This is a genomic window from Citrobacter sp. C6_1, from assembly GCF_014596835.2.
GTDB lineage: Bacteria > Pseudomonadota > Gammaproteobacteria > Enterobacterales > Enterobacteriaceae > Citrobacter > Citrobacter pasteurii.
In genome coordinates, this window is sequence record NZ_CP115031.1 from 4,168,774 (window position 1) to 4,193,717 (window position 24,944).

24 protein-coding genes are annotated in these 24,944 nt (G+C 51.4%); 13 read left to right on the forward strand and 11 right to left on the reverse strand.

Features of this window, described 5'->3' with window-relative positions:
• Positions 1-11: 11 nt before the first annotated feature.
• The gene (gene mscM, locus IB196_RS20010; protein ID WP_188232325.1) at positions 12-3,326 is read left to right on the forward strand and encodes a miniconductance mechanosensitive channel MscM; all 3,315 of its coding nucleotides are present in this window, start codon (positions 12-14) and stop codon (positions 3,324-3,326) included.
• 136 nt (positions 3,327-3,462) lie between these two features.
• On the opposite strand, the gene yjeM is transcribed toward mscM, so the two are convergent.
• Positions 3,463-4,965 carry a glutamate/gamma-aminobutyrate family transporter YjeM gene (yjeM, locus tag IB196_RS20015; protein WP_188232324.1) on the reverse strand — a complete coding sequence of 501 codons (1,503 nt, stop codon included), beginning with the start codon at positions 4,963-4,965 and terminating at the stop codon, positions 3,463-3,465.
• Positions 4,966-5,179: 214 nt separating this feature from the next.
• Complete coding sequence (gene epmA, locus IB196_RS20020) at positions 5,180-6,157, reverse strand: elongation factor P--(R)-beta-lysine ligase (RefSeq protein ID WP_003830517.1); 978 nt, start codon at positions 6,155-6,157, stop codon at positions 5,180-5,182.
• Positions 6,158-6,481: 324 nt separating this feature from the next.
• Between epmA and frdA the strand changes: the two genes are divergently transcribed.
• Genes frdA through frdD form a run of 4 tightly spaced genes read left to right on the forward strand, consistent with a single transcriptional unit; the run spans position 6,482 to position 9,772 of the window.
• On the forward strand, positions 6,482-8,272 hold the full coding sequence (frdA, locus tag IB196_RS20025) for a fumarate reductase (quinol) flavoprotein subunit (RefSeq protein ID WP_188232323.1): 1,791 nt from the start codon (positions 6,482-6,484) through the stop codon (positions 8,270-8,272).
• The gene (gene frdB / locus IB196_RS20030; RefSeq protein WP_003025540.1) at positions 8,265-8,999 is read left to right on the forward strand and encodes a fumarate reductase iron-sulfur protein; all 735 of its coding nucleotides are present in this window, start codon (positions 8,265-8,267) and stop codon (positions 8,997-8,999) included. The genes frdA and frdB overlap by 8 nt, the downstream gene beginning before the upstream one ends.
• A 10-nt stretch (positions 9,000-9,009) precedes the next feature.
• The gene (gene frdC / locus IB196_RS20035; protein ID WP_003025537.1) at positions 9,010-9,405 is read left to right on the forward strand and encodes a fumarate reductase subunit FrdC; all 396 of its coding nucleotides are present in this window, start codon (positions 9,010-9,012) and stop codon (positions 9,403-9,405) included.
• A 10-nt stretch (positions 9,406-9,415) separates the two neighbouring features.
• Positions 9,416-9,772, forward strand: a complete 357-nt coding sequence (gene frdD / locus IB196_RS20040) for a fumarate reductase subunit FrdD (RefSeq protein ID WP_003025535.1) — start codon at positions 9,416-9,418, stop codon at positions 9,770-9,772.
• A gap of 41 nt (positions 9,773-9,813) precedes the next feature.
• Here the strand turns inward: frdD and ampR are convergent, their stop codons facing one another.
• Positions 9,814-10,689 carry a LysR family transcriptional regulator AmpR gene (ampR, locus tag IB196_RS20045; RefSeq protein ID WP_188232336.1) on the reverse strand — a complete coding sequence of 292 codons (876 nt, stop codon included), beginning with the start codon at positions 10,687-10,689 and terminating at the stop codon, positions 9,814-9,816.
• Between the two features lie 131 nt (positions 10,690-10,820).
• On the opposite strand from ampR, the gene blaCMY reads away from it, so the two are divergent.
• Together blaCMY and IB196_RS20055 are read left to right on the forward strand one after the other, a co-directional pair.
• Complete coding sequence (gene blaCMY / locus IB196_RS20050) at positions 10,821-11,966, forward strand: CMY-2 family class C beta-lactamase (protein ID WP_188232322.1); 1,146 nt, start codon at positions 10,821-10,823, stop codon at positions 11,964-11,966.
• 92 nt (positions 11,967-12,058) lie between these two features.
• Positions 12,059-12,592 carry a lipocalin family protein gene (locus IB196_RS20055; protein ID WP_005122149.1) on the forward strand — a complete coding sequence of 178 codons (534 nt, stop codon included), beginning with the start codon at positions 12,059-12,061 and terminating at the stop codon, positions 12,590-12,592.
• Here IB196_RS20055 and sugE read toward each other — a convergent pair.
• Positions 12,589-12,906, reverse strand: coding sequence for a quaternary ammonium compound efflux SMR transporter SugE (gene sugE, locus IB196_RS20060; RefSeq protein WP_155021455.1), 318 nt, complete (start codon positions 12,904-12,906; stop codon positions 12,589-12,591). The two genes, IB196_RS20055 and sugE, sit on opposite strands and share 4 nt — an antisense overlap.
• A gap of 259 nt (positions 12,907-13,165) precedes the next feature.
• Here sugE and IB196_RS20065 point away from each other — a divergent pair, with 259 nt between their 5' ends.
• Positions 13,166-13,765 carry a LuxR C-terminal-related transcriptional regulator gene (locus IB196_RS20065; protein WP_155021454.1) on the forward strand — a complete coding sequence of 200 codons (600 nt, stop codon included), beginning with the start codon at positions 13,166-13,168 and terminating at the stop codon, positions 13,763-13,765.
• A gap of 30 nt (positions 13,766-13,795) precedes the next feature.
• On the opposite strand, the gene ecnB is transcribed toward IB196_RS20065, so the two are convergent.
• The 3 genes from ecnB to efp all read right to left on the reverse strand — a co-directional run bounded on the left by ecnB (position 13,796) and on the right by efp (position 14,850).
• A complete protein-coding gene (ecnB, locus tag IB196_RS20070; RefSeq protein ID WP_003025482.1) occupies positions 13,796-13,942 on the reverse strand; it encodes a lipoprotein toxin entericidin B in 147 nt (48 codons plus the stop codon).
• A 107-nt stretch (positions 13,943-14,049) separates the two neighbouring features.
• Positions 14,050-14,184, reverse strand: coding sequence for a lipoprotein antitoxin entericidin A (ecnA, locus tag IB196_RS20075; protein ID WP_040232999.1), 135 nt, complete (start codon positions 14,182-14,184; stop codon positions 14,050-14,052).
• Between the two features lie 99 nt (positions 14,185-14,283).
• A complete protein-coding gene (efp, locus tag IB196_RS20080) occupies positions 14,284-14,850 on the reverse strand; it encodes an elongation factor P (protein WP_005120972.1) in 567 nt (188 codons plus the stop codon).
• A gap of 40 nt (positions 14,851-14,890) precedes the next feature.
• Here efp and epmB point away from each other — a divergent pair, with 40 nt between their 5' ends.
• Positions 14,891-15,919 (forward strand): EF-P beta-lysylation protein EpmB, encoded by a 1,029-nt coding sequence (gene epmB / locus IB196_RS20085; RefSeq protein ID WP_040232942.1) that lies wholly within the window; start codon positions 14,891-14,893, stop codon positions 15,917-15,919.
• A 183-nt stretch (positions 15,920-16,102) separates the two neighbouring features.
• A complete protein-coding gene (gene yjeJ, locus IB196_RS20090; RefSeq protein ID WP_188232321.1) occupies positions 16,103-16,966 on the forward strand; it encodes a YjeJ family protein in 864 nt (287 codons plus the stop codon).
• A 179-nt stretch (positions 16,967-17,145) separates the two neighbouring features.
• Here yjeJ and IB196_RS20095 read toward each other — a convergent pair whose 3' ends face one another.
• The 3 genes from IB196_RS20095 to IB196_RS20105 all read right to left on the reverse strand — a co-directional run bounded on the left by IB196_RS20095 (position 17,146) and on the right by IB196_RS20105 (position 19,617).
• The gene (locus IB196_RS20095; protein ID WP_005120974.1) at positions 17,146-17,499 is read right to left on the reverse strand and encodes a DUF4156 domain-containing protein; all 354 of its coding nucleotides are present in this window, start codon (positions 17,497-17,499) and stop codon (positions 17,146-17,148) included.
• A gap of 134 nt (positions 17,500-17,633) precedes the next feature.
• Positions 17,634-19,280 carry a chaperonin GroEL gene (gene groL / locus IB196_RS20100; RefSeq protein ID WP_149692429.1) on the reverse strand — a complete coding sequence of 549 codons (1,647 nt, stop codon included), beginning with the start codon at positions 19,278-19,280 and terminating at the stop codon, positions 17,634-17,636.
• A 43-nt stretch (positions 19,281-19,323) separates the two neighbouring features.
• Positions 19,324-19,617, reverse strand: coding sequence for a co-chaperone GroES (locus IB196_RS20105; protein WP_005120976.1), 294 nt, complete (start codon positions 19,615-19,617; stop codon positions 19,324-19,326).
• A 275-nt stretch (positions 19,618-19,892) separates the two neighbouring features.
• Here IB196_RS20105 and yjeH point away from each other — a divergent pair, with 275 nt between their 5' ends.
• Positions 19,893-21,158 carry an L-methionine/branched-chain amino acid transporter gene (gene yjeH, locus IB196_RS20110; RefSeq protein WP_188232320.1) on the forward strand — a complete coding sequence of 422 codons (1,266 nt, stop codon included), beginning with the start codon at positions 19,893-19,895 and terminating at the stop codon, positions 21,156-21,158.
• A 49-nt stretch (positions 21,159-21,207) separates the two neighbouring features.
• Here the strand turns inward: yjeH and IB196_RS20115 are convergent, their stop codons facing one another.
• Positions 21,208-21,684: an FxsA family protein gene (locus tag IB196_RS20115; protein WP_188232319.1), complete on the reverse strand. Its 477-nt coding sequence runs from the start codon at positions 21,682-21,684 to the stop codon at positions 21,208-21,210.
• Between the two features lie 337 nt (positions 21,685-22,021).
• Between IB196_RS20115 and aspA the strand changes: the two genes are divergently transcribed.
• Positions 22,022-23,458 (forward strand): aspartate ammonia-lyase, encoded by a 1,437-nt coding sequence (aspA, locus tag IB196_RS20120; protein WP_040232935.1) that lies wholly within the window; start codon positions 22,022-22,024, stop codon positions 23,456-23,458.
• A gap of 115 nt (positions 23,459-23,573) precedes the next feature.
• Complete coding sequence (gene dcuA, locus IB196_RS20125; RefSeq protein WP_003025449.1) at positions 23,574-24,875, forward strand: anaerobic C4-dicarboxylate transporter DcuA; 1,302 nt, start codon at positions 23,574-23,576, stop codon at positions 24,873-24,875.
• The last annotated feature ends 69 nt before the right edge of the window (positions 24,876-24,944 follow it).

Genomic DNA, 24,944 nt, shown 5'->3' on the forward strand with positions numbered 1-24,944 from the left:
GGATCGCTGCAGTGCGCCTGATTATCACTTTTCTGATGGCCTGGTGCCTCAGCCTGGGGGCGTACGCTGCGACGGCCCCCGATGCCAAACAACTCACCCAGGAACTGGAGCAGGCAAAAGCGGCGAAACCCGCTCAGCCAGAAACCGTTGAGGCGCTCCAGTCCGCGCTGAATGCCCTTGAGGAGCGGAAAGGCTCCCTTGAGCGTGCTGAACAATATCAGCAGGTTATCGATAACTTCCCCAAGCTGTCCGCCACGTTACGCGCACAGCTAAACAACCTGCGCGACGAACCGCGTAGCGTACCAACAGGTCTCACGACGGATGCATTAAACCAGGAGATCCTTCAGGTCAGCAGTCAGTTACTGGATAAAAGCCGCCAGGCTCAACAGGAGCAGGATCGCGCCCGGGAAATCGCCGACTCGTTAAGCCAGCTTCCTCAGCAACAAACCGATGCCCGCCGCCAGTTAAATGATATTGAGCGACGCCTGGGTACAGCTAACAGTAACTCAGCGCTCAATCAGGCGATGCAGGCGGAATCCGCCAGGCTTAAAGCCCAGGTCGATGAACTGGAACTGGCGCAGCTTTCCGCCAATAACCGCCAGGAACTGGCGCGAATGCGCTCCGAACTGGCAGAAAAGCAGAGCCAACAACTCGACGCTTATCTGCAAGCATTACGCAACCAACTCAACAGCCAGCGCCAGCGTGAAGCCGAACGTGCGCTGGAGAGCACGGAACTGTTGGCAGAAAACAGCGCAGGATTGCCGGAAGGCATCATTGACCAGTTTAAAGTTAACCGTGAGCTGTCTCAGGCGCTCAATCAGCAGGCGCAACGTATGGATCTGGTCGCCTCCCAGCAGCGTCAGGCCACCAGCCAAACGTTGCAGGTACGTCAGGCGCTGAATACGCTGCGGGAACAGTCACAATGGCTTGGCGTCTCGAATATGCTGGGGGAAGCACTGCGTGCACAAGTTTCTCGCCTGCCAGAAATGCCCAAACCCCAGCAGTTAGATACCGAAATGGCGCAGCTGCGCGTACACCGTATGCGCTATGAAGACCTCCTCAACAAGCAGCCGCAATTACGTCAAATTCACCAGGCCGACGGACAACCGCTAACCGCTGAGCAGAGCAGCATTCTCAACGCCCAGTTACGCACTCAGCGTGAACTACTGAACTCTCTGCTACAGGGTGGCGATACGCTGATCCTCGAGCTCACTAAGCTAAAAGTCTCCAATAGCCAACTGGAAGACGCCCTGAAGGAGGTCAACGAGGCGACGCACCGTTATCTGTTCTGGACATCAGACGTCAGCCCCATCTCGCTCTCCTGGCCCGTCGACATTGTTCAGGACCTGCGCCGTCTGATCTCACTCGATACATTTAATCAGCTTGGCAAAGCCACTATCATGATGCTGACCAGCAAGGAAACGCTGCTACCACTGTTCGGTGCACTGGTGCTGGTTGGGTTTAGCCTTTCTTCACGTAAACACTTTACCCGCTTTCTGGAACGCTCGTCAGCGCGTGTTGGTAAAGTAACCCAGGACCACTTCTGGCTGACGATACGCACGGTATTCTGGTCGATACTCGTCGCCTCACCGCTGCCGGTGCTGTGGGCAACGCTCGGTTACGGGTTGCAGGAAGCCTGGCCTTACCCGCTGGCTGTTGCTATCGGCGATGGCGTTACCGCCACGGTGCCTATGCTATGGGCGGTAATGATTTGCGCCACCTTTGCGCGTCCCAACGGTCTGTTCATTGCCCACTTTGGCTGGCCGCGTAACCGTGTCGCGAAGGCCATGCACTATTACCTGATGAGTATCGGGCTGATTGTCCCGCTGATCATGGCGGTGATTATGTTTGATAACCTCAATGACCGGGAATTCTCCGCCTCATTGGGGCGCCTGTGCTTTATCCTGATTTGCGGAGCGCTGGCGATCGTGACCCTGAGCCTGAAACGCGCCGGCATACCGCTGTATCTCGACAAAGAAGGCAATGGCGACAACATGGTCAACAGCATGCTGTGGAATATGCTGATGGGTGCACCGCTGATTGCTATTCTCGCGGCAGCTGTGGGCTACCTGGCAACATCGCAAGCCCTGTTGGCGCGCCTGGAGACGTCGGTAGCAATTTGGTTCTTGTTACTGGTGGTCTATCACGTCATCCGCCGTTGGATGCTAATCCAACGGCGCCGTCTGGCCTTCGATCGTGCCAAGCATCGACGCGCCGAAATGCTGGCGCAACGCGCGCGAGGTGAAGAAGAACCTCCGCATTCCACCAGCCTTGAAGGCACAATTGATGTTGATGAAAGCGAAGTAGATTTGGATGCGATCAGCGCACAATCGCTGCGCCTGGTGCGTTCTATCCTGATGCTCATCGCCCTGCTTTCGGTTATCGTGCTGTGGTCAGAAATTCATTCCGCTTTCGGCTTTCTGGAAAATATCTCACTGTGGGATGTCACCTCCACGGTGCAGGGCGTGGAAAGTTTAGAGCCCATTACACTGGGTGCAGTGTTAATTGCGATTCTGGTGTTTATCATCACCACGCAGTTGGTGCGAAACCTGCCCGCATTGCTGGAACTGGCGTTGCTGCAGCACCTGGATTTAACCCCCGGCACCGGTTACGCCATCACCACCATCACCAAGTACCTGCTAATGCTGATTGGCGGTCTGGTTGGCTTCTCGATGATCGGTATCGAATGGTCGAAATTGCAGTGGCTGGTAGCCGCTCTCGGTGTGGGGCTGGGTTTTGGCTTGCAGGAGATCTTCGCCAACTTTATTTCCGGTCTGATCATCCTGTTTGAAAAACCAATCCGTATTGGCGACACGGTGACCATTCGCGATCTCACCGGTAGCGTGACGAAAATTAATACCCGCGCCACGACCATCAGCGACTGGGACCGCAAAGAGATCATTGTGCCCAACAAAGCCTTTATCACCGAGCAGTTTATCAACTGGTCGTTGTCCGATTCGGTCACCCGCGTGGTGTTAACCATCCCGGCGCCGTCGGAGGCGAACAGCGAGGAGGTGACGCAGATCCTGCTTACTGCCGCACACCGCTGTTCACTGGTGATCGACACACCTGCCCCGGAAGTCTTCCTGGTTGACCTGCAGCAGGGGATTCAAATCTTCGAACTGCGTATCTATGCTGCGGAGATGGGGCACCGTATGCCGCTGCGCCATGAAATCCACCAGCTGATTCTGGCAGGCTTCCGCGAGCATGGTATTGATATGCCATTCCCACCGTTCCAGATGCGTCTGGAGAGCCTCGGCGGTAAGCAAACAGGGAGAACATTAAGTTCTGCAGGAAAAGGCCGTCGCCCGGCGGGAAGTTTGTAATACCTGAGTAGCTCGAACGCAGTGACGCCAAGCTACGGTGTGGGTCTTGTAGGCCTGATAAGCGTAACGCCATCAGGCAATTCGATGCTGATTGCCGGATGGCGGCATTGCCTTATCCGGCCTACAACGGCCCAATTTACTCTGTCACCAGAACCGGCTGACGGTTAACGCGGCGGCTGTAGTTCTGATAAATCGTCATCGCCAGCAGCGAGAAGAAGATCGGGCCACCGGTCATCCACAATGCGCTGTTCCAGTCCCCGGCTTCAATCACCGGCTGGATGATGGTGAATACGTTGGCAAACGTCACCACCAGCACCACCACACCTGTTGCCAGTAGCGTCGCCGCTCGGGTTTTAAAGACCACAAATGATCTTTCCAGACCCGTGCGGGCTTTAAAGAACGGAAACGCCAACGCAAGGAACAGATACGGCAGCGTCATCGAAACGTTCGCCATCAGGGTCAGTTTGTTATAGAACGCTGACGCCGTATCGCCGCCAAACGAAACCAGCAGGATAAACAGGCTTACCAGCAGACACTGCAACCACATTGCGGTCGTCGGCATCCCCACCGCATTCAGTTTGGTCATCGGCGCGGGCCACAATGCCTTCGGCGTACCCTGAATAATCGCTTTCAACGGCGAGTAGCTGAGCGTGAAGAAAGCGCCGGTATAGGCGAGGAACATAGAAAGTCCGGTAATTCGCGCGAACCATACCCCAATTGTCATCGCCGTTTCAGGGGAAAGGTGCAGCGCATTACCCAATGTCATCCCAAGGCTTTTCATCAGGATATAAGTAATATTACCAAGGTTAACCGAGCCATTACTTAATACCTGCTGCCAGTTGGTGCTAACACCCCACAAAAATATAGCCAGCGAATAACCAACTGAAATGACGATAGCGGCAAAGACAATGCCTTTTGCAAAGTTCTTTTCGGGTTTTTCCGTTTTATCGACCAGTCCACCAACGGCTTCAATTCCACCATAAGCAAAAATGGCAAATACCACAAATGACAGCATGGCCAGACCAGACTGATACCCCGGATTAGGCGAGGAGATAAAATTAATATCCTGAGCAAAGTGGCCACCAGTTAATAACAAAATAGCGACACTCACTAACAACAGAACTAAATTAAGACACATTACGGCAATTCCGCCTACTGCCGTAATACGGGCAATCTTATTAATACCTCGGGAGGCCACGCAGGTCACCAGAATCATCCAGCCAACGGCGAGCAGTCCGACGACCTGCGTAGGCTCAAGCCCCACGATACGCCAGTGCTGCGTCATGTCAGCGCCAAACAGGAAGGTTGAAAAAGGTACCCAGACTTTCGCGGCAGTACTGACCATCCAGATAACATAGGAAGAGAACCACATAAAGGTGCCGATAAAGGCATAGCGAGGTTCAACGCTATTATTCATCCACGAATAGATTCCGCCCTCTTCTTTCCGATAGGCGGACCCCATTTCTGCCATCATTAACGCGAATGGAATAAAGAATAACAATGCAGAAAATACATACCATGGAATAGCACTGTATCCCATTAAATAGAAAGCCGAAGGACTATTGGCAAATCCAAAAACTGACGTAAATATCATGAGGATGAGACCAATCAGGCTCATCTTTTTTATTGTTTGGGTCATTAAACCATCCCTTACTCTGGCAAGCGTTTAACCAACGCCGCTCACCGATTGGCACTGCTCTCTTTACAGAGTTCAGCGATAGAAAAATCAACACAGAATTGATACCTGAACGATATCAAATATCCAGGATTAAATTGTGGCCATTAGAGGGAAAATGAAAAAATATGCTACAAAGTGGCGATTTTACCGCCACTTTGCATTGAAGAAGAGTGGGTTACGCGCGATCGACAGTAAATGCGATAACCTCAGCCAGGCTCTCTGCGCCCAGCGCCAGCATCACCAGACGGTCAACGCCCAGCGCCACGCCAGAACAATCCGGCATCCCTACCTTTAACGCTTCAAGCAGGTTGGTGTCGATAGGCTGCTGCGGCAAACCACGTGCAGCACGTTTGCGGTTATCCTGCTCGAACCGTTGCTGCTGCTCGCGCGCGTCGGTCAACTCATGGAAACCATTCGCCAGCTCAATACCTTTGTAATAAACCTCAAATCGCTCAGCGACCCGATGATCTTCGGTACTGATTTGTGCCAGTGACGCCTGACTGGCCGGGAAATGGTACACAAACGTTGGTTTGTCTTTGCCAATATGCGGCTCAACGCCCATTGTAAACAGCAGTTGCAGCAAGGTATCCCGGTCTTCTTCGGTATCGGCGATATTGCTGAGATCCAGCTTCGCCGCCACTTCCCGCAGTTGGGTTTTATCCGCAGACAGCGGGTCAATCTCCAGATGACGCTGGAAAGCTTGCTGGTAAGAAAGGCTTTCGGCAGGTGAACAGTCCAGCACTTGCTGCAGCAAATCATCCACTTCATTCATCAGGCGATACATGTCGTAGTGTGGGCGATACCACTCAAGCATGGTGAACTCAGGATTATGATGACGCCCCATCTCTTCATTACGGAAGCTGCGACATAGCTGATACACCGGGCCACATCCTGCGACCAGCAGGCGCTTCATATGGTATTCCGGGCTGGTCATTAAATAGAGGTTCATCCCCTGGGAATGACCAGGGCCAACGAAACGCGTTTCGAACGGGAACAGGTGGATGTCCGTTACCGTCGCCTGACTCATGCAAGGTGTCTCAACCTCAAGCACTCCACGATCGGCAAAAAAGCGACGAATCTCCGCTATAATTGCTGCACGTTTTAACAGATTGGGGATGGACGCGCTCGGCTGCCAGGTTGCCGTTTCGCTCATGGTTGTTTCTCCGATTTCAGACAAGGGCACGAAGTCTACTCGTATCGCGCTAGCGAGACAAATTTCACGCGGGAATAATAAACACTGGCTGGCGGGTAAAAAAAGTAACAATGGGTGGTTTAGTAATTAAATTAATCAAATTCAATGATAATTCAGCCCTCTGATACGCTAAAAAAATCGAACACGTCAAATTTCCCTCACATCCCTAAGACTATACTATTGTACCTATAAAGGAGCAGTGGAAACGCGTTCATAACCTGTTTGAAGCCGATTAAGCATCTGAATTCGGACGGGGATGAAATAACAACAATCTGGAGGAATGTCGTGCAAACCTTTCAAGCCGATCTTGCCATTATAGGCGCCGGTGGCGCGGGATTACGTGCTGCAATTGCTGCCGCACAAGCAAATCCCAACGCTAAAATCGCACTGATCTCAAAAGTGTACCCAATGCGCAGCCATACCGTTGCTGCCGAAGGCGGCTCTGCTGCTGTCGCGCAGGATCATGACAGCTTTGACTACCATTTTCACGATACGGTAGCAGGCGGAGACTGGCTGTGTGAGCAGGATGTCGTGGATTACTTTGTCCACCACTGCCCAACTGAAATGACGCAACTGGAACAATGGGGCTGCCCATGGAGCCGCCGTGAAGACGGTAGCGTCAACGTACGTCGCTTCGGCGGCATGAAAATCGAGCGTACCTGGTTTGCCGCGGATAAAACCGGCTTCCACATGCTGCATACGCTGTTCCAAACTTCATTGCAGTTCTCGCAAATTCAGCGCTTTGATGAACACTTCGTTCTGGATATCCTGGTGGACGACGGTCATGCTCGCGGCCTGGTCGCCATGAACATGATGGAAGGCACCCTGGTCCAAATCCGTGCAAACGCAGTCGTGATGGCAACGGGCGGCGCGGGTCGTGTTTACCGTTACAACACCAACGGCGGCATCGTAACCGGCGACGGTATGGGCATGGCGCTGAGCCACGGCGTTCCGCTGCGTGATATGGAATTCGTTCAGTATCACCCAACTGGTCTGCCTGGTTCCGGTATCCTGATGACTGAAGGCTGCCGCGGTGAAGGCGGTATTCTGGTCAACAAAAACGGCTATCGTTATCTGCAAGACTACGGCATGGGCCCAGAAACTCCGCTGGGCGAGCCGAAAAACAAATATATGGAACTCGGTCCGCGCGACAAAGTTTCTCAGGCTTTCTGGCACGAATGGCGCAAAGGCAACACCATTTCCACTCCGCGTGGCGATGTGGTTCACCTCGACCTGCGTCACCTCGGCGAGAAAAAACTGCTCGAACGTTTACCGTTCATCTGCGAACTGGCGAAAGCCTACGTGGGTGTCGATCCGGTTAAAGAACCGATCCCGGTACGTCCGACCGCGCACTACACCATGGGCGGTATCGAAACCGATCAGCACTGTGAAACCCGCATTAAAGGTCTTTTCGCTGTCGGCGAATGTTCCTCTGTTGGTCTGCATGGCGCTAACCGTCTGGGTTCTAACTCCCTGGCGGAACTGGTGGTCTTCGGTCGTATGGCCGGTGAACAAGCTGCGGAACGCGCTGCAACGGCTGGCGCTGCAAACAGTGCCGCTCTGGATGCACAGGTTGCTGGCGTTGAAAAACGTCTGAAAGACCTGGTTAACCAGCAAGGTAACGAAAACTGGTCTAAGATCCGTGACGAAATGGGCATTTCCATGGAAGAAGGTTGCGGTATCTACCGTACGCCGGAACTGATGCAGAAAACCGTTGATAAGCTGGCGGAACTGCAGGAGCGCTTCAAGCGCGTACGTATCACTGATACTTCCAGCGTCTTCAACACCGACCTGCTGTACACCATCGAACTGGGTCACGGTCTGAACGTTGCTGAATGTATGGCGCACTCCGCTCTGGCACGTAAAGAATCCCGCGGCGCGCACCAGCGTCTGGATGAAGGCTGCACCGAGCGTGACGACGTGAACTTCCTCAAACACACCCTCGCCTTCCGCGATGCTGACGGCACGACTCGCCTGGAATACAGCGACGTGAAAATCACCACTCTGCCACCGGCTAAACGTGTTTACGGTGGCGAAGCGGAAGCAGCCGATAAGAAGGAGAAGGCGAATGGCTGAGATGAAAAACCTGAAAGTTGAGGTGGTGCGCTATAACCCGGAAACCGATACCGCGCCGCACAGTGCTTTCTACGAAGTTCCTTATGATGAAACCACGTCACTGCTGGATGCGCTGGGCTACATCAAGGATAACCTGGCACCGGATCTGAGCTACCGCTGGTCCTGCCGTATGGCGATCTGCGGCTCCTGCGGCATGATGGTCAACAACGTGCCAAAACTGGCGTGCAAAACCTTCCTGCGTGATTACACCAACGGTATGAAAGTTGAAGCGCTGGGCAACTTCCCGATTGAGCGCGATCTGGTCGTCGACATGACGCACTTTATCGAAAGCCTGGAAGCGATCAAACCGTACATCATCGGTAACCCGCGTACACCGGATCAGGGTCCAAACACCCAGACTCCGGCGCAAATGGCGAAGTATCATCAGTTCTCCGGTTGCATCAACTGTGGTCTGTGCTACGCCGCGTGCCCACAGTTCGGCCTGAACCCTGAGTTCATTGGACCGGCTGCGATTACGCTGGCGCATCGTTACAACGAAGATAGCCGCGACCACGGTAAGAAGGAGCGTATGGCTCAGTTGAACAGCCCGAACGGCGTCTGGACCTGTACTTTCGTGGGCTACTGCTCCGAAGTCTGCCCGAAACACGTCGATCCGGCTGCGGCCATTCAGCAGGGTAAAGTTGAAAGTTCAAAAGACTTTCTTATCGCTACCCTGAAACCACGCTAAGGAGTGCACGATGACGACTAAACGTAAAGCCTATGTGCGGCCAATGACGTCCACCTGGTGGAAAAAGCTGCCATTTTATCGTTTTTACATGCTGCGTGAAGGCACGGCAGTCCCGGCAGTCTGGTTCAGCATTGAACTGATTATCGGCCTGTTTGCACTCAAGCATGGTGCAGAGTCCTGGATGGGCTTTGTCGCCTTTTTGCAAAACCCGGTGGTGGTAATCCTTAACATTATCGCCCTGGCAGCAGCGCTGCTGCATACCAAAACCTGGTTTGAGCTGGCGCCGAAAGCCGCCAACATCATCGTAAAAGACGAAAAAATGGGGCCAGAGCCGATCATCAAAGGTCTCTGGGCAGTCACTGTGGTTGCTACAGTAGTCATACTGTTTGTTGCCCTGTTCTGGTAAGGAGTCCGGAATGATTAATCCAAATCCAAAACGCTCTGACGAACCCGTATTCTGGGGCCTGTTTGGTGCAGGCGGTATGTGGAGCGCAATCATTGCGCCGGTAATGATCCTGCTGGTAGGCATTATGCTGCCGCTGGGCTTTGTTCCTGATGCTTTCAGCTATGAACGCGTACTGGCATTCGCTCAGAGCTTCATCGGACGTGCGTTTCTGTTCCTGATGATCGTTCTGCCGCTGTGGTGTGGTTTACACCGTATGCACCACGCGATGCATGACCTGAAAATCCACGTGCCTGCTGGCAAATGGGTATTCTACGGCCTGGCTGCTATCCTGACCGTTGTAACAGCGATTGGCATTCTGACTATCTAATCGCAGCTGTTACCTATTGGGCCCGCCACTGGCGGGCCTTTTTATTTGTGCACAACGCCGATCAACCAGCGGGAAAACTCACGCATCGCAGGCGTCTCCGGACGGGATTGCAATCGCGTAATCCAGTAACTTCCCAAATCAATCTGCGTTAAAAACGGTTGTACGATACGTTCACTACTGAGTAAATGCGTGAACATTCTGACTGGCGCAATTGCCACACCGATCCCCGCCTGAGCGGCTTCCAGCATGGTGACGGACGAATCAAACACCATCACGTTGTGCGTCGGTGACGGAGGCGCCTCTCCGGCCGCCTGCATCCAAAGCGCCCATTCATCCCGCCGATACGATCGCAATAATGGAAATTTCAGGATGTCCGCAGGCGTTTGAATCTGCGAAGCCAATATTGGCGAACACAGTGGAGACATCAGCGCGCTACATAAATATTGCGCATCGGTATCGTGCCAGGCTCCACCACCATAGCGAATGGTATAATCCAGCCCCTCTGCAGCAGGATCAACACGGTTATTATGCGTGGAAAGCTGTAAATCGATATGCGGATAACTCCGTTTAAAATCGTGCAGAAGTGGGAAAAGGCACCCCACCGCAAAAGTGCCCACCACACCAATTTTCAGTTTTTCCTGAGCCTGGTTACCGGCAAAGCGGTCTAACATCGCCGCCATACGATCGAAAGAATCATTAAGTACAGGTAACAGACTCTCACCTTCTGTCGTGAGCATCAGGCCTCGTGAAACGCGAATAAAGAGCTGACAATTCAACTGCTGCTCCAACGCTTTCACATGCTGGCTGATGGCAGAATGCGTTACATTCAGCTCAATTGCTGCGCGGGTAAAGCTGAGATGCCTGGCGGCCGCTTCAAAAGCCCGTAGAGAATTAAGTGGGATATAGCTACGCGTCATCATCTAACCCGTTAGAAAAACTTATATCTGCTGCTAAATTTAACCGTTTGTCAACACGGTACAAATCAAACAAACTGGTCGCGTCTGATGGGCCCGGACACCCTTTCGCTTTTTATTACGGAAATGATTTCATGATGAAAAAATCGTTATGCTGCGCGCTACTGCTGGCCGCCCCTTTCTCCACGTTTGCCGCCCCTAAGACAGAACAACACATTGCCGATATCGTTAACCGCACCATCACACCGCTGATGAAGGAACAGGCTATTCCGGGTATGGCCGTGGCCGTTATCTACCAGGGAAAACCGTATTACTTTACCTGGGGTAAAGCTGATATCACCAATAATCGTCCGATCACACAGAACACACTGTTCGAACTCGGTTCAGTCAGTAAGACCTTCAATGGCGTGCTGGGCGGCGATGCGATCGCCCGCGGCGAAATCAAACTCAGCGATCCGGTCACTCTGTACTGGCCGGAACTCACAGGCAAACAGTGGCAGAACATTAGTCTGCTGCACTTAGCCACATACACGGCAGGTGGCCTGCCGCTTCAGATCCCCGACGAGGTGACGGATAAAACCGCATTGCTGCACTTTTATCAAAACTGGCAACCTCAGTGGGCTCCGGGCGCTAAACGTCTCTATGCTAACTCCAGCATTGGTCTGTTTGGCGCACTGGCGGCGAAACCTTCAGGGATGAGCTATGAAGAGGCACTGACCAGACGCGTCCTGCAACCATTAAAACTCACACACACCTGGATTACGGTTCCACAGAGAGAACAAAAAGATTATGCCTGGGGCTATCATGAAGGAAAGCCAGTGCATGTTTTCCCCGGCCAACTTGATGCCGAAGCCTATGGCGTGAAATCCAGCATCATCGATATGACCCGTTGGGTTCAGGCCAACATGGACGCCAACCAGGTTAAGGAGAAAACACTCCAGCAGGGCATTGAGCTTGCGCAGTCACGTTACTGGCGTATTGGCGATATGTATCAGGGACTGGGCTGGGAGATGCTGAACTGGCCAGTGAAAGCCGACTCGATAATCAGCGGTAGCGACAGCAAAGTGGCGCTGGCAGCGCTGCCCGCCGTTGAGGTAAATCCGCCAGCCCCAGTCGTGAAAGCCTCATGGGTGCATAAAACAGGGTCTACTGGCGGATTTGGCAGTTACGTTGCCTTCGTGCCAGAAAAAAATCTTGGCATCGTGATGCTGGCAAACAAAAGCTACCCTAACCCGGCTCGCGTAGAGGCCGCCTGGCGCATCCTGGAAAAGTTGCAATAACTGACAAAGAGGTCCGGTAAATCGGGCCTCCATTCTTGATCTTTTTTTCCTGCTGTCATCTACACTTAACAAAAAACAGCAAGGAAAACACTATGCGCATTCTGCCCGTCGTTGCTGCAGTTACGGCTGCATTTCTGGTTGTTGCTTGCAGTTCCCCTACACCGCCGAAAGGCGTTACCGTGGTGAATAACTTTGATGCCAAACGCTATCTGGGCACCTGGTATGAAATTGCACGTTTCGACCATCGATTCGAGCGTGGACTGGAAAAAGTGACCGCAACCTACAGCTTGCGCGACGACGGCGGCATCAATGTGATCAACAAGGGCTATAACCCAGACAGGGAAATGTGGCAGAAAACCGAGGGTAAAGCCTATTTCACCGGCGATCCAAACCGCGCTGCGCTCAAGGTCTCGTTCTTCGGCCCTTTCTATGGCGGGTATAACGTGATTGCGCTCGATAGGGAATATCGTCACGCGCTGGTCTGCGGCCCGGATCGCGACTATCTGTGGATCCTCTCTCGTACCCCAACGATTTCAGATGAGATGAAACAGCAGATGCTGGCAGTCGCGACCCGGGAGGGGTTTGAAGTGAACAAGTTGATTTGGGTAAAACAACCCGGCGCTTAGTGGCTGCTGAGCTTCAGGCCAATAATGCCGGCAACAATCAACCCCAGGCTGAGCAGACGCGCCGGACTGGCTGATTCGCCCAATAGCAGAATGCCGGTAATGGCTGCCCCTACCGCGCCAATCCCGGTCCAGACGGCATAAGCCGTACCAACCGGTAGCGTTCTCATCGCCCAGGAAAGCATAGCGATACTGACGATCATCGCCGCAATGGTGATAATACTTGGCGTTAAACGGGTAAAACCGTGGGTATATTTCAGACCAATCGCCCAGACAACTTCAAGCAGGCCCGCGATAAGTAAAACGATCCAGGACATAACAGGCTCCAGTACACGATGGGGCCGTCCCCGGGTGAAAGATGCGTTTGCAGGTCGTCCTGCAAAGCGGATGTATGAAATGGCATTTTTGCCCGGGAGAAAATGAATTTCAACCTTTTTATTCATTGCTTACTTAAAGCAAGAATTAAGCCCAATTAGAGGCGTAGTTCCCGCATTTGGCTCACATTGGACTTCTCTATGATGAAGAGCTTTCTGAACTCAGAAAGCCATTTGATCCTCTTCTGAATGCGAAAGGTTTATGCTTAAAATTTTAGTGATTGACCGGTGCCACTTTACCCGCACAGGGATAGAGGCCTTGCTTAATCATTCTGGTATGTTCAACTCTTCATTTCTGGTGTCAGGGATTAATAATCTGATGTTGGCTAAAGAGCATATTTTGCAGTGGAAGCCTCATCTGGTAATCGCAGATTTATGTAGTTTTCTCAGCGATATTCACTCCAGCCCCCCCATCGCACCATTTTTTATGAGCTGCGGCGCCATCCCGCTGATTTTACTACAATCAGGCGACCGATCGCATAACCCCATCGATCCCCTTCACTCTGCCGTTCACTCGACATTGTCCAAACACATCGCGTTGCATGATCTTTCGCGCACGATCCAGAATGCACTACAGATCCGCCCCGTATTGGATACACCTAAAAATGCCACACCGCTGCTTACACCACAGGAAGAGAAGGTACTGTCGTTGTGGATGGATGGCGTTGATAACAATGCAATAGCCGCCGCGCTCTGCATTCATGGTAAGACGGTATACACCTATAAGCGAAATATCCGTATGAAGCTGCACCTGGGGAATCGCTTTTCACCGTTTCTCTCTCTACCTGAGAAGATGAATTAACGGTACGACGGTGCGTCGTACCGTTCATAGTTATTGCTGAGCCTTTGTCGCTGCACCAGAAATGGCACTACCGCCCTCAGAAATATCCTGACCTACGCCTCGCGTCGTATTACACGCCGTTAATACGGAAGAAAGTACCAACACAGAAAAGATCGCAGCAATTGTCTTCTTAACCATAACGCCTTCCTTTTCTAGCCAATATTGTTTGTGTATAGCTACTTAATAATAGACAAGATCCGGGGGGGTGACGGATAAACGACCATTTTTAAGACAATATGAGGGGACTAGCTGGCAGCGTGAGAAATTGAATTACCGAGATGTTTGATATCTTCACCGAAGCCGCGCGCCGTATTACAGCCCGCCAGGAGGGTGCTGGTGAAAAGGATAAGCATTACAAGACCGAGAAGACGTTTCATCATTCCTGCCCTGGAAAAGTATGGCGCAGCAATCTGCACCAACATCTTAGAAATACGCAAAATCTTTCAGGCCGCCTGATGCAGCCTGAAAGATGAAGAATATTACTTCACGCGGGATACGTATTCGCCAGAGCGGGTATCCACTTTGATGACTTCGCCGATCTGTACGAACAGCGGAACTTTAACCACTGCACCGGTGGACAGCGTCGCTGGTTTACCACCAGTACCTGCAGTGTCACCTTTCAGACCTGGGTCAGTTTCAATGATTTCCAGCTCAACGAAGTTAGGCGGGGTCACGGAGATTGGCTGACCGTTCCACAGGGTCACGATGCACTCAGCCTGATCCAGCAGCCATTTAGCGCTATCACCTACCGCTTTCGCGTCAGCAGCCAGCTGTTCGAAAGTGGAGTTGTTCATGAAATGGTAGAACTCACCGTCGTTGTACAGGTAAGTCAGGTTCATATCGACAACGTCTGCGCCTTCTGCGGAGTCGGTGGATTTGAAGGTTTTCTCTACACGAGTACCGGTCAGCAGGCGGCGCAGCTTAACGCGTGCAAATGCCTGGCCTTTACCCGGTTTAACGAATTCACTGGCTTCAACCGCATAAGGTTCGCCATCCATCATGATTTTAAGACCGGCACGAAAATCGTTGCTATAGTAAGTCGCCATAAGGCCCTCTGAAATTGTTAACTGGTAGCTAAGCCACAAAATGGCGCATATTGTAACCCTAAACACCCCATCCAGAGAAGATTGGTTAGTACAACTTGCCGATGTTCTCACCGATCCGGATGAACTATTACGTCTTTTGAATATAGACGCTGATGAAAATTTGCTCGCTGGTCGTGAGGCAAAACGTCTTTTTGCCCTTCGCGTGCCACGATCGTTTATCGCACGCATGGAGAAAGGCAACCCCAACGATCCGCTACTGCGTCAGGTGCTTACCTCGCAGGATGAATTCGTTGCCGCCCCCGGATTCTCTACCGATCCACTGGAAGAGCAGCACAGCGTCGTTCCTGGATTGCTGCACAAATATCGCAACCGGGCGTTGCTGCTGGTAAAAGGCGGATGTGCGGTAAACTGCCGCTATTGCTTCCGTCGCCACTTCCCGTATGCCGAGAACCAGGGGAATAAACGTAACTGGCAGGTGGCGTTAGATTACATCGCCGCGCACCCTGAGCTGGATGAGATTATTTTCTCCGGTGGCGATCCCCTCATGGCTAAGGACCACGAGCTTGACTGGTTACTCACGCAACTGGAGGCCATTTCACATATTAAGCGTCTGCGAATTCACAGCCGCTTGCCAATTGTGATCCCAGCTCGTATTACCGAAGGGTTAGTCGATCGTTTTGCGCGATCTTCCCTGCAAATTCTGTTGGTGAATCACATTAACCACGCGAACGAAATTGATGAGACATTTCGTCAGGCAATGGCCAGCTTGCGTAAAGTGGGTGTCACATTGCTTAATCAAAGCGTCCTGCTGCGTGGCGTGAACGACAACGCACAAACGCTGGCAAACCTGAGCAATGCACTGTTTGATGCGGGCGTAATGCCCTATTACCTGCATGTTTTGGATAAAGTGCAAGGAGCCGCTCACTTTATGGTGAGTGACGATGAGGCGCGGAAAATCATGCGAGAGCTGCTGACGCTGATTTCAGGCTATATGGTCCCAAAACTGGCGCGCGAAATTGGCGGTGAGCCCAGTAAAACGCCGTTGGATTTGCAGTTACGCCAACAATAGTCATTATTGAGTGTCCGATTTCGGACACTCGACACGATTACTTATCATTTAAATTCCAACAAGTGGAGCCACACTTTTAATCTGTGCTATTTTAATTAGCGCTGTAAAATCATTCATTCGTAAATTTTATCAAAAGTTTCAAATGCAGAACATCAATAAATATATGGTTAGGGAGAACCTTTGATGGCTATCAGTATTAAAGGTATTAATACCGGCGTTATTCGTCAGAAGAATGAATTTGTTGCTTTGGCATTAAAGATAAAAGAACCAAGAAATAAAGAGTCGCTGTTTTTTCTTTCTCCGCTTGGGCTAAGAGACTTGTTTATTGCTCTGGAAAGCAAGCTATACGCCAAACATCAACTAAGCGAAGACGAGCGTGTGCAATATGAGAAAGAATGCGAGAAAGCCAGCAAAAAGATGCACGAAAATATTCCCTTAATTCAGGAAGATGAGTTAAAGAATGCGGATATTAACCGTCGCATAAATTCACTGACGTTAGTGGATGATAAAGGGGAGAACTTAGCATTTTCTCTGACGCTGCATGACGGGAAAACAGATGAATTACTGATTAATGAATTACAGATTCAGGTGTTGGCGCATGCAATTATTCATACAATAAATAATGCTGGCATGCGGGATTTAGCGCTACGAATTACATCGCTGCTGGATTTTCTGCCGCTGTACGATGTGGATTGCCAGCAAAACGACAATCTGGAATACGATTCTTATACACAACCCGAATGGAAACATAACCTGTTTAATCATTATCTGGCGATTATTTACCGCTATACGGATGATAAAGGAAAAGCCCAGTACTGTGGTTCGGTAGTAAAAACTCGCGCTCTTTCCGGCAGCAAAGAGGCCGAAGCCATTACTCGCCGTCTGCTCGATTTCAGCCCACGGCTGAAAAAACTTGCCGGTGTACCGTGCCAGGTGTTTGTCAGAACGTTGACGGGTGATAAGACGCAAAAGCTCAATCAGGATCAGTGCCTGCGCGCGCTGCATCATTTACGCGTTCAGTCTGCGCATAAGACTCAGAATGCCTGATGGCGCTGCGCTTATCAGGCCTACGATTGCATGAGCCTGTCCAGGCCACTTTATTACACAAAATCATTCAATCTGCATCGCGGCGGCAAGCGAAGAAAATCCCCAGGAGCATAGATAACTATGTGACTGGGGTTTCACAGCGCAGCCAACAAAGGGGCTGGTTGAAGGATGAAGTGTAATCAGTTAGGGCACTTATAAACCTGGCCATTCATCTCGCTGGCAGTCGGTACAAAGCTGGACAGCATTCCCTGGGATGGGCTGCTGACGCCATAAATCACGTTACCGCCCATTGCAGCGGCCTGGTTACGCAGATCATTCGCCGCGCCACGCATAGAGCCGCCCTCTTCGCCATGCTGGCCAGAAAGCCAGTTGCTCTGTTTACCGGTCGCAGTGCCGATCAACTGACACTCAGCACCTGGCTTATCTTCAACAAAGCGAACGCTTTGTCCGGCTGAACTCAGTTCGTTGCTGGAGCTACAACCCGCCATCAGTAGCGCGGCACCAACGATCCCTGCTAAATATTTCACGTGCATGTTATTCCCCATAATCAATGAGCTGGACCTTATGTCCATAGCTGAATCATATACTAAAAAGATGACCAAAAGAAAAACCCCCGGACATTTCTGCCCGAGGGTTTCTCAATTCTGAGAGGTTCAGAACAACATGATTACATCATGCCGCCCATACCGCCCATGCCGCCCATACCACCAGCAGCACCTAAGTCAGGTGCATCGCCTTTCGGCAGGTCGGTAACCATGCACTCGGTGGTGATCATCAGGCCCGCAACAGAAGCCGCGTACTGCAGAGCAGAGCGGGTTACTTTGGTCGGATCCAGGATACCCATGTCGATCATGTTGCCGTATTCTTCAGTTGCAGCGTTGTAACCGTAGTTACCGTCACCGGCTTTCACGGTGTTAGCAACAACAGACGGCTCTTCGCCGCAGTTCAGTACGATTTGACGCAGTGGGGATTCCATTGCGCGCAGCGCAACTTTGATACCTACGTTCTGGTCTTCGTTCTGACCTTTCAGGCCGGCAATTTTAGACGCTACGCGAATCAGCGCAACACCACCACCAGCAACCACGCCTTCTTCTACCGCAGCACGGGTCGCGTGCAGGGCATCTTCAACGCGGGCTTTCTTCTCTTTCATTTCAACTTCGGTTGCAGCACCGACTTTGATCACCGCAACACCGCCAGCCAGTTTCGCTACGCGCTCCTGCAGTTTTTCACGGTCGTAATCAGAAGTTGCTTCTTCGATCTGCTGACGAATCTGAGTCACACGACCCTGGATTGCCGCTTCTTCACCCACGCCATCGATGATGGTGGTGGTGTCTTTGTTGATAACAACGCGTTTCGCCTGGCCCAGATCTTCCAGAGTTGCTTTTTCCAGCTCCATACCGATCTCTTCAGAGATGACGGTACCGCCAGTCAGGGTTGCGATATCCTGCAGCATTGCTTTGCGACGGTCGCCGAAGCCAGGTGCTTTAACTGCAGCCACTTTAACGATGCCACGCATGGTGTTAACAACCAGAGTAGCCAGCGCTTCGCCTTCAACATCTTCAGCGATGATCAGCAGCGGTTTGCCTGCTTTAGCAACGGCTTCCAGAACCGGCAGCATTTCGCGGATGTTGGAGATTTTCTTATCAGCCAGCAGGATGAACGGCGTTTCCAGTTCTACTGCGCCAGTTTCCGGCTTGTTGATGAAGTAAGGAGACAGGTAACCGCGGTCAAACTGCATACCTTCAACCACGTCCAGTTCGTCCTGCAGACCTGTACCGTCTTCAACGGTGATCACGCCTTCTTTACCGACTTTGTCCATCGCTTCAGCGATCAGTTTACCTACAGTTTCGTCGGAGTTAGCGGAGATGGTACCAACCTGAGCAATAGCTTTAGAGTCGGAGCACGGTACGGACAGTGCTTTCAGTTCTTCAACTGCAGCAGCGACAGCTTTGTCGATACCACGTTTCAGATCCATCGGGTTCATGCCCGCAGCAACAGCTTTCAGGCCTTCAGTGATGATGGACTGGGCCAGTACGGTTGCGGTGGTGGTACCGTCGCCTGCAGCGTCGTTCGCTTTAGAGGCAACTTCTTTCACCATCTGCGCACCCATGTTTTCGAACTTGTCTTCCAGTTCGATTTCACGTGCGACGGAAACACCATCTTTAGTGATGGTCGGTGCACCGAAAGATTTATCCAGAACTACGTTACGGCCTTTTGGACCGAGGGTAACTTTCACTGCATCTGCCAGTACATTCACGCCGCGCAGCATTTTCACACGAGCGTCGTTACCGAATTTTACGTCTTTAGCTGCCATTTTCTCTTTCCCTTAAATTCGTATGTTCAGTGTCGTTCGCGGATTAGGCTTCAACGATTGCCAGGATGTCGCTTTCGGACATGATCAACACTTCTTCATTGTCGATCTTCTCAGATTTAACACCGTAGCCATCGTTGAAAATGACAATATCGCCGACTTTCACGTCCAGCGGCTGTACAGAACCGTTGTCCAGGATGCGACCCTTACCGACAGCGATGATTTCGCCACGAGTTGATTTACCTGCAGCGGAACCGGTCAGTACGATGCCACCAGCAGATTTGGATTCAACTTCTTTACGTTTGACGATCACACGATCATGTAACGGACGAATACTCATTGATAGCTCTCCTTTGAGAAAGTCTTTATCAGTTATGGGTGACGCCGGCCCGTAAACGGTATCCCGGCTAGTGACCAGAGAGATGGGGATGGGCTTTTGTGCCTTCAAGGGGGCAAGCGAAAAAAAATTTTTATCAGCAGAAAATCCCGTCAAAACACCGACACGCCTCACATTTCATAACGATTTCAGCCACGTCGTCATAAGCAAATCCGATTGTGATACCATCGAAAATCTGCGCTGTAGCCCGGTACATGGGCATAACCGGATAACAACTTATGAGCGGACTAAAACAAGAGCTGGGACTGGCTCAAGGCGTTGGCCTGTTGTCGACATCATTGTTAGGTACAGGCGTTTTTGCCGTCCCTGCACTGGCCGCGCTGGTTGCTGGCAACAACAGCCTGTGGGCATGGCCAGTGCTGATCGTTTTAGTCTTTCCGGTGGCGATTGTCTTTGCCGTACTCGGTCGCCATTTTCCCAGCGCAGGCGGCGTGGCGCATTTTGTCGGCATGGCCTTTGGATCACGGCTTGAGCGCGTCACCGGATGGTTATTTTTGTCGGTGATCCCAGTGGGGTTACCAGCGGCATTACATATTGCCGCCGGATTTGGCCAGGCGATGTTTGGCTGGCATGGTTGGCAGCTTCTGTTGGCAGAGCTCGGCACGCTGGTATTGGTCTGGTACATCGGTTCGCGGGGTGCCAGCTCCAGCGCAAACCTGCAAACGGTAATTGCCGGACTGATCGTCGCGCTGATTGTCGCCATCTGGTGGGCTGGCGAGTTGAAACCGAGTGAGATCCCCTTTCCTGCCATCGACAAGATTGAGTTTCCCGGGCTTTTTGCCGCGCTGTCGGTGATGTTCTGGTGCTTTGTTGGCCTTGAAGCATTCGCACACCTGGCCTCTGAATTCAAAAATCCAGAACGGGATTTCCCGCGCGCCCTGATGATTGGCCTGCTACTGGCCGGTTCCGTGTACTGGGCATGTACCGTCGTTGTGCTACATTTTGATGCCTATGGTGAACAGATGGCAGCGGCGGCATCGCTGCCTGAAATCGTCGTCCAACTGTTTGGCGTTCACGCCCTGTGGGTTGCCTGCATCATTGGTTATCTGGCCTGCTTTGCCAGCCTGAACATTTATATCCAAAGTTTCGCCCGTCTGGTGTGGTCGCAAGCACAATATAAACCTGAGAGCTATCTGGCTCGCCTGTCCCCTCGCCATCTTCCGGCCAATGCGCTAAACGCGGTATTGGGTTGCTGCGTCGTCAGTACCTTGTGCATCTATATGCTACAAATCAATCTCGATGCGTTAATTGTCTACGCTAACGGCATCTTTATTATGATTTATCTGCTATGCATGCTGGCAGGGTGTCGATTGCTAAAAGGGCACTATCGCGTACTGGCTACAGTGGGGGGGCTGCTGTGCCTACTGCTGCTGGCGATGGTCGGCTGGAAGAGTCTGTATGCGTTGATTATGCTGATGGGGCTGTGGCTGTTTTTACCCCGCAGGCCGGATAAGGCAACGTTGACGCCATCATCCGGCCTATAAACACTTTTGCCGGATGGCGCTAACGCTTATCCGGCCTACATACTGAGGCTTAATCCCGACGATCGTCTTTATGTTCGATGCTGTCGCGCTTGTCATCCTTGCGCTGAAATTCACCATCAAAAGTCTCACCGCCACCGGTTCCGGCACTAAATCCACCACCTGGCATACGAGAAAAACGCAAATGCGGCAGTAACTTCATGGTCAAATGTTTCTGCACCGGGGGTAATAAAAGAAGAAGACCGAGGAAATCGGTGAAGAAACCAGGTAACACCAACAGCAAGCCGGCGATAATCAGCGACACGCTCTTGATCATTTCTGCAGCCGGACTTTCACCTGCTACCATTTTCTGTTGCATCAGTAAAAAGTTCTTAAACCCTTGGTTACGAACCAGAGACATACCGATAACCGAGGTAAAAATAACCAAAATCAGGGTCATCAGGACACCCAGCACATGGGCGACCTGGATAAAAATAGATATCTCTATGTAAACATAGAGAAAAATGGCAAGTAATGGTATCCAGCGCAAAGGGCTCTCCTGTTGAAAACAGTCGTTTTCACCAACAACTGTTCGAAAATTGTGTGACTTGCATCACTCTAATATTGTGGTGATTAGCAAAATTTCAAGCTACTTGTACACTAATATTTGGTGTTAATCCTAAAGGGGTGATCTATTTCACAGAATAATAAATAAGGGGTAAATTCCACGCTTTAAGTGATCCAGATTACGGTAGAAATCCTGAACCAGCATATGATCTCGGGTATCAGACCGATGCAGGGGATAATCGTCGGTCGAGAAACAATCGAAATCACATATATCCTGTGTGTTTAGTCAAATCATTGGCAGCTTGAAAAAGAAGGTTCACATGTTAAACAACATTCGTATCGAAGAAGACTTGTTGGGTACCAGGGAAGTTCCAGCGGACGCTTACTATGGTGTTCACACTCTGAGAGCGATTGAAAACTTCTACATTAGCAACAACAAAATCAGTGACATTCCTGAATTTGTTCGCGGCATGGTAATGGTTAAAAAGGCAGCGGCACTGGCCAACAAAGAGCTGCAAACTATTCCTAAGAGTGTGGCAAATGCCATCATCGCGGCGTGTGATGAAGTCCTGAATAACGGAAAATGCATGGATCAATTCCCGGTAGATGTTTACCAGGGTGGTGCGGGTACCTCCGTCAACATGAACACCAACGAAGTGCTGGCCAATATCGGTCTGGAACTGATGGGTCACCAGAAAGGTGAATATCAGTACCTGAACCCGAACGACCACGTCAACAAATGTCAGTCTACCAACGACGCTTACCCGACCGGTTTCCGTATCGCTGTTTACGCATCCATCATCAAACTGATTGATGCTCTGAACCAGCTGCGTGAAGGCTTCGAGCAAAAAGCAGTTGAATTCCAGGACATCCTGAAAATGGGTCGTACCCAGCTGCAGGATGCTGTACCGATGACCCTCGGCCAGGAATTCCGTGCTTTCAGCGTACTGTTGAAAGAAGAAGTGAAAAACATTGGTCGTACCGCTGAGCTGCTGCTGGAAGTTAACCTCGGCGCAACTGCAATCGGTACGGGTCTGAACACACCGAAAGAGTACTCTCCGCTGGCAGTGCAAAAACTGGCTGAAGTGACCGGTTTCGCCTGCGTTCCGGCAGAAGACCTGATTGAAGCCACCTCCGACTGCGGCGCATACGTTATGGTGCACAGTGCACTGAAACGTCTGGCTGTGAAAATGTCCAAAATCTGTAACGACCTGCGTTTGCTCTCCTCTGGCCCACGTGCCGGCCTGAATGAGATCAACCTGCCGGAACTGCAGGCGGGCTCTTCCATCATGCCAGCAAAAGTGAACCCGGTTGTTCCAGAAGTTGTAAACCAGGTGTGCTTTAAAGTCATCGGTAACGACGTCACTGTTACCATGGCATCTGAAGCAGGTCAGCTGCAGCTGAACGTAATGGAACCTGTTATCGGCCAGGCAATGTTCGAATCTATCCACATCCTGAGCAACGCTTGCTACAACCTGCTGGAAAAATGCGTTAGCGGTATCACTGCTAACAAAGAAGTGTGTGAAGCATTCGTTTATAACTCCATCGGTATCGTCACCTACCTCAACCCGTTCATCGGTCACCACAACGGCGATATCGTCGGTAAAATTTGTGCCGAAACCGGTAAGAGCGTGCGTGAAGTTGTCCTGGAGCGCGGTCTGTTGACCGAGGCAGAACTGGACGATATCTTCTCTGCACAGAACCTGATGCACCCGGCTTATAAAGCAAAACGTTATACTGATGAAAGCGAACAGTAATCGTGTAGGGTAGTACCAGAGAGGGCACGTCATGATGACGTGCCTTTTTTCTTGCACCAAGTTACTTAAAAACAACAATTTAATATCAACTTGTTAAACAACAAGGAAGGCTAATATGATAGTTTTAGAACTTATCATCGTTTTGCTGGCAATCTTTTTAGGTGCCAGACTTGGGGGTATCGGTATTGGATTTGCAGGTGGGCTGGGTGTTCTGGTTCTCGCCGCTATTGGCGTAAAACCGGGTAATATTCCGTTCGATGTTATTTCCATTATCATGGCGGTTATCGCTGCTATCTCTGCCATGCAGATTGCAGGTGGTCTGGACTATCTGGTCCATCAAACTGAAAAACTGCTGCGTAAGAACCCGAAATACATCACGATCCTTGCACCGATCGTGACCTATTTCCTGACTATCTTCGCGGGTACCGGCAACATCTCTCTGGCAACGCTGCCAGTTATCGCTGAAGTCGCGAAGGAGCAAGGGATCAAACCTTGCCGTCCGCTCTCTACTGCCGTGGTTTCTGCACAGATTGCGATTACCGCATCACCTATCTCTGCGGCCGTAGTTTACATGTCTTCCGTCATGGAAGGTCATGGCATCAGCTACATTCACCTGCTGTCCGTGGTCATTCCGTCCACCCTGCTGGCCGTTCTGGTGATGTCTTTCCTGATCACTGCACTGTTCAACTCCAAACTGTCTGACGACCCGATTTATCGTAAGCGTCTGGAAGAAGGCCTGGTTGAACTGCGCGGTGAAAGACAAGTTGAAATCAAAGCCGGTGCGAAAACCTCCGTTTGGCTGTTCCTGCTGGGCGTGGTTTGCGTAGTTGTATACGCCATCATCAACAGCCCAAGCCTTGGCCTGGTCGCTAAACCGCTGATGAACACCACCAACGCAATCCTGATCATCATGCTAAGCGTCGCGACGCTGACAACGATCGTCTGCCGCGTTGAAACTGACTCCATCCTGAACTCCAGCACCTTCAAAGCCGGTATGAGCGCCTGTATTTGTATCCTGGGTGTTGCATGGCTGGGTGATACCTTCGTATCTCACAACATTGACTGGATCAAAGATACTGCAGGTAGCGTAATTCAGGGTCATCCGTGGCTGCTGGCCGTCATCTTCTTCTTTGCTTCTGCTCTGCTGTATTCTCAGGCTGCAACGGCTAAAGCACTGATGCCGATGGCTCTGGCACTGAACGTTTCTCCACTGACCGCTGTAGCGTCTTTCGCTGCGGTTTCTGGTCTGTTCATTCTGCCTACCTACCCAACTCTGGTTGCTGCGGTTCAGATGGATGACACCGGTACTACCCGTATCGGTAAATTCGTCTTTAACCATCCGTTCTTCATCCCGGGTACTCTGGGTGTGGTTCTGGCTGTCTGCTTCGGCTTCTTGCTGGGTAGCTTCATGCTGTAAGACTTTACTGCAGGGTGCCTTCGCGCCCTGCAGTTCCTCCTCTTCATCACCCTGCTTTAGCTAACATCC

Excerpts from the sequence above, each read along its gene's own strand:
- yjeM (WP_188232324.1), bottom strand. The coding sequence starts at position 4,965 with ATGACCCAAACAATAAAAAAGATGAGCCTGATTGGTCTCATCCTCATG.
- epmA (WP_003830517.1), bottom strand. The coding sequence starts at position 6,157 with ATGAGCGAAACGGCAACCTGGCAGCCGAGCGCGTCCATCCCCAATCTG.
- frdB (WP_003025540.1), top strand. The coding sequence starts at position 8,265 with ATGGCTGAGATGAAAAACCTGAAAGTTGAGGTGGTGCGCTATAACCCG.
- frdC (WP_003025537.1), top strand. The coding sequence starts at position 9,010 with ATGACGACTAAACGTAAAGCCTATGTGCGGCCAATGACGTCCACCTGG.
- frdD (WP_003025535.1), top strand. The coding sequence starts at position 9,416 with ATGATTAATCCAAATCCAAAACGCTCTGACGAACCCGTATTCTGGGGC.
- ampR (WP_188232336.1), bottom strand. The coding sequence starts at position 10,689 with ATGACGCGTAGCTATATCCCACTTAATTCTCTACGGGCTTTTGAAGCG.
- blaCMY (WP_188232322.1), top strand. The coding sequence starts at position 10,821 with ATGATGAAAAAATCGTTATGCTGCGCGCTACTGCTGGCCGCCCCTTTC.
- IB196_RS20055 (WP_005122149.1), top strand. The coding sequence starts at position 12,059 with ATGCGCATTCTGCCCGTCGTTGCTGCAGTTACGGCTGCATTTCTGGTT.
- sugE (WP_155021455.1), bottom strand. The coding sequence starts at position 12,906 with ATGTCCTGGATCGTTTTACTTATCGCGGGCCTGCTTGAAGTTGTCTGG.
- IB196_RS20065 (WP_155021454.1), top strand. The coding sequence starts at position 13,166 with ATGCTTAAAATTTTAGTGATTGACCGGTGCCACTTTACCCGCACAGGG.
- ecnB (WP_003025482.1), bottom strand. The coding sequence starts at position 13,942 with ATGGTTAAGAAGACAATTGCTGCGATCTTTTCTGTGTTGGTACTTTCT.
- ecnA (WP_040232999.1), bottom strand. The coding sequence starts at position 14,184 with ATGATGAAACGTCTTCTCGGTCTTGTAATGCTTATCCTTTTCACCAGC.
- efp (WP_005120972.1), bottom strand. The coding sequence starts at position 14,850 with ATGGCGACTTACTATAGCAACGATTTTCGTGCCGGTCTTAAAATCATG.
- epmB (WP_040232942.1), top strand. The coding sequence starts at position 14,891 with ATGGCGCATATTGTAACCCTAAACACCCCATCCAGAGAAGATTGGTTA.
- yjeJ (WP_188232321.1), top strand. The coding sequence starts at position 16,103 with ATGGCTATCAGTATTAAAGGTATTAATACCGGCGTTATTCGTCAGAAG.
- IB196_RS20095 (WP_005120974.1), bottom strand. The coding sequence starts at position 17,499 with ATGCACGTGAAATATTTAGCAGGGATCGTTGGTGCCGCGCTACTGATG.
- groL (WP_149692429.1), bottom strand. The coding sequence starts at position 19,280 with ATGGCAGCTAAAGACGTAAAATTCGGTAACGACGCTCGTGTGAAAATG.
- IB196_RS20105 (WP_005120976.1), bottom strand. The coding sequence starts at position 19,617 with ATGAGTATTCGTCCGTTACATGATCGTGTGATCGTCAAACGTAAAGAA.
- yjeH (WP_188232320.1), top strand. The coding sequence starts at position 19,893 with ATGAGCGGACTAAAACAAGAGCTGGGACTGGCTCAAGGCGTTGGCCTG.
- aspA (WP_040232935.1), top strand. The coding sequence starts at position 22,022 with ATGTTAAACAACATTCGTATCGAAGAAGACTTGTTGGGTACCAGGGAA.
- dcuA (WP_003025449.1), top strand. The coding sequence starts at position 23,574 with ATGATAGTTTTAGAACTTATCATCGTTTTGCTGGCAATCTTTTTAGGT.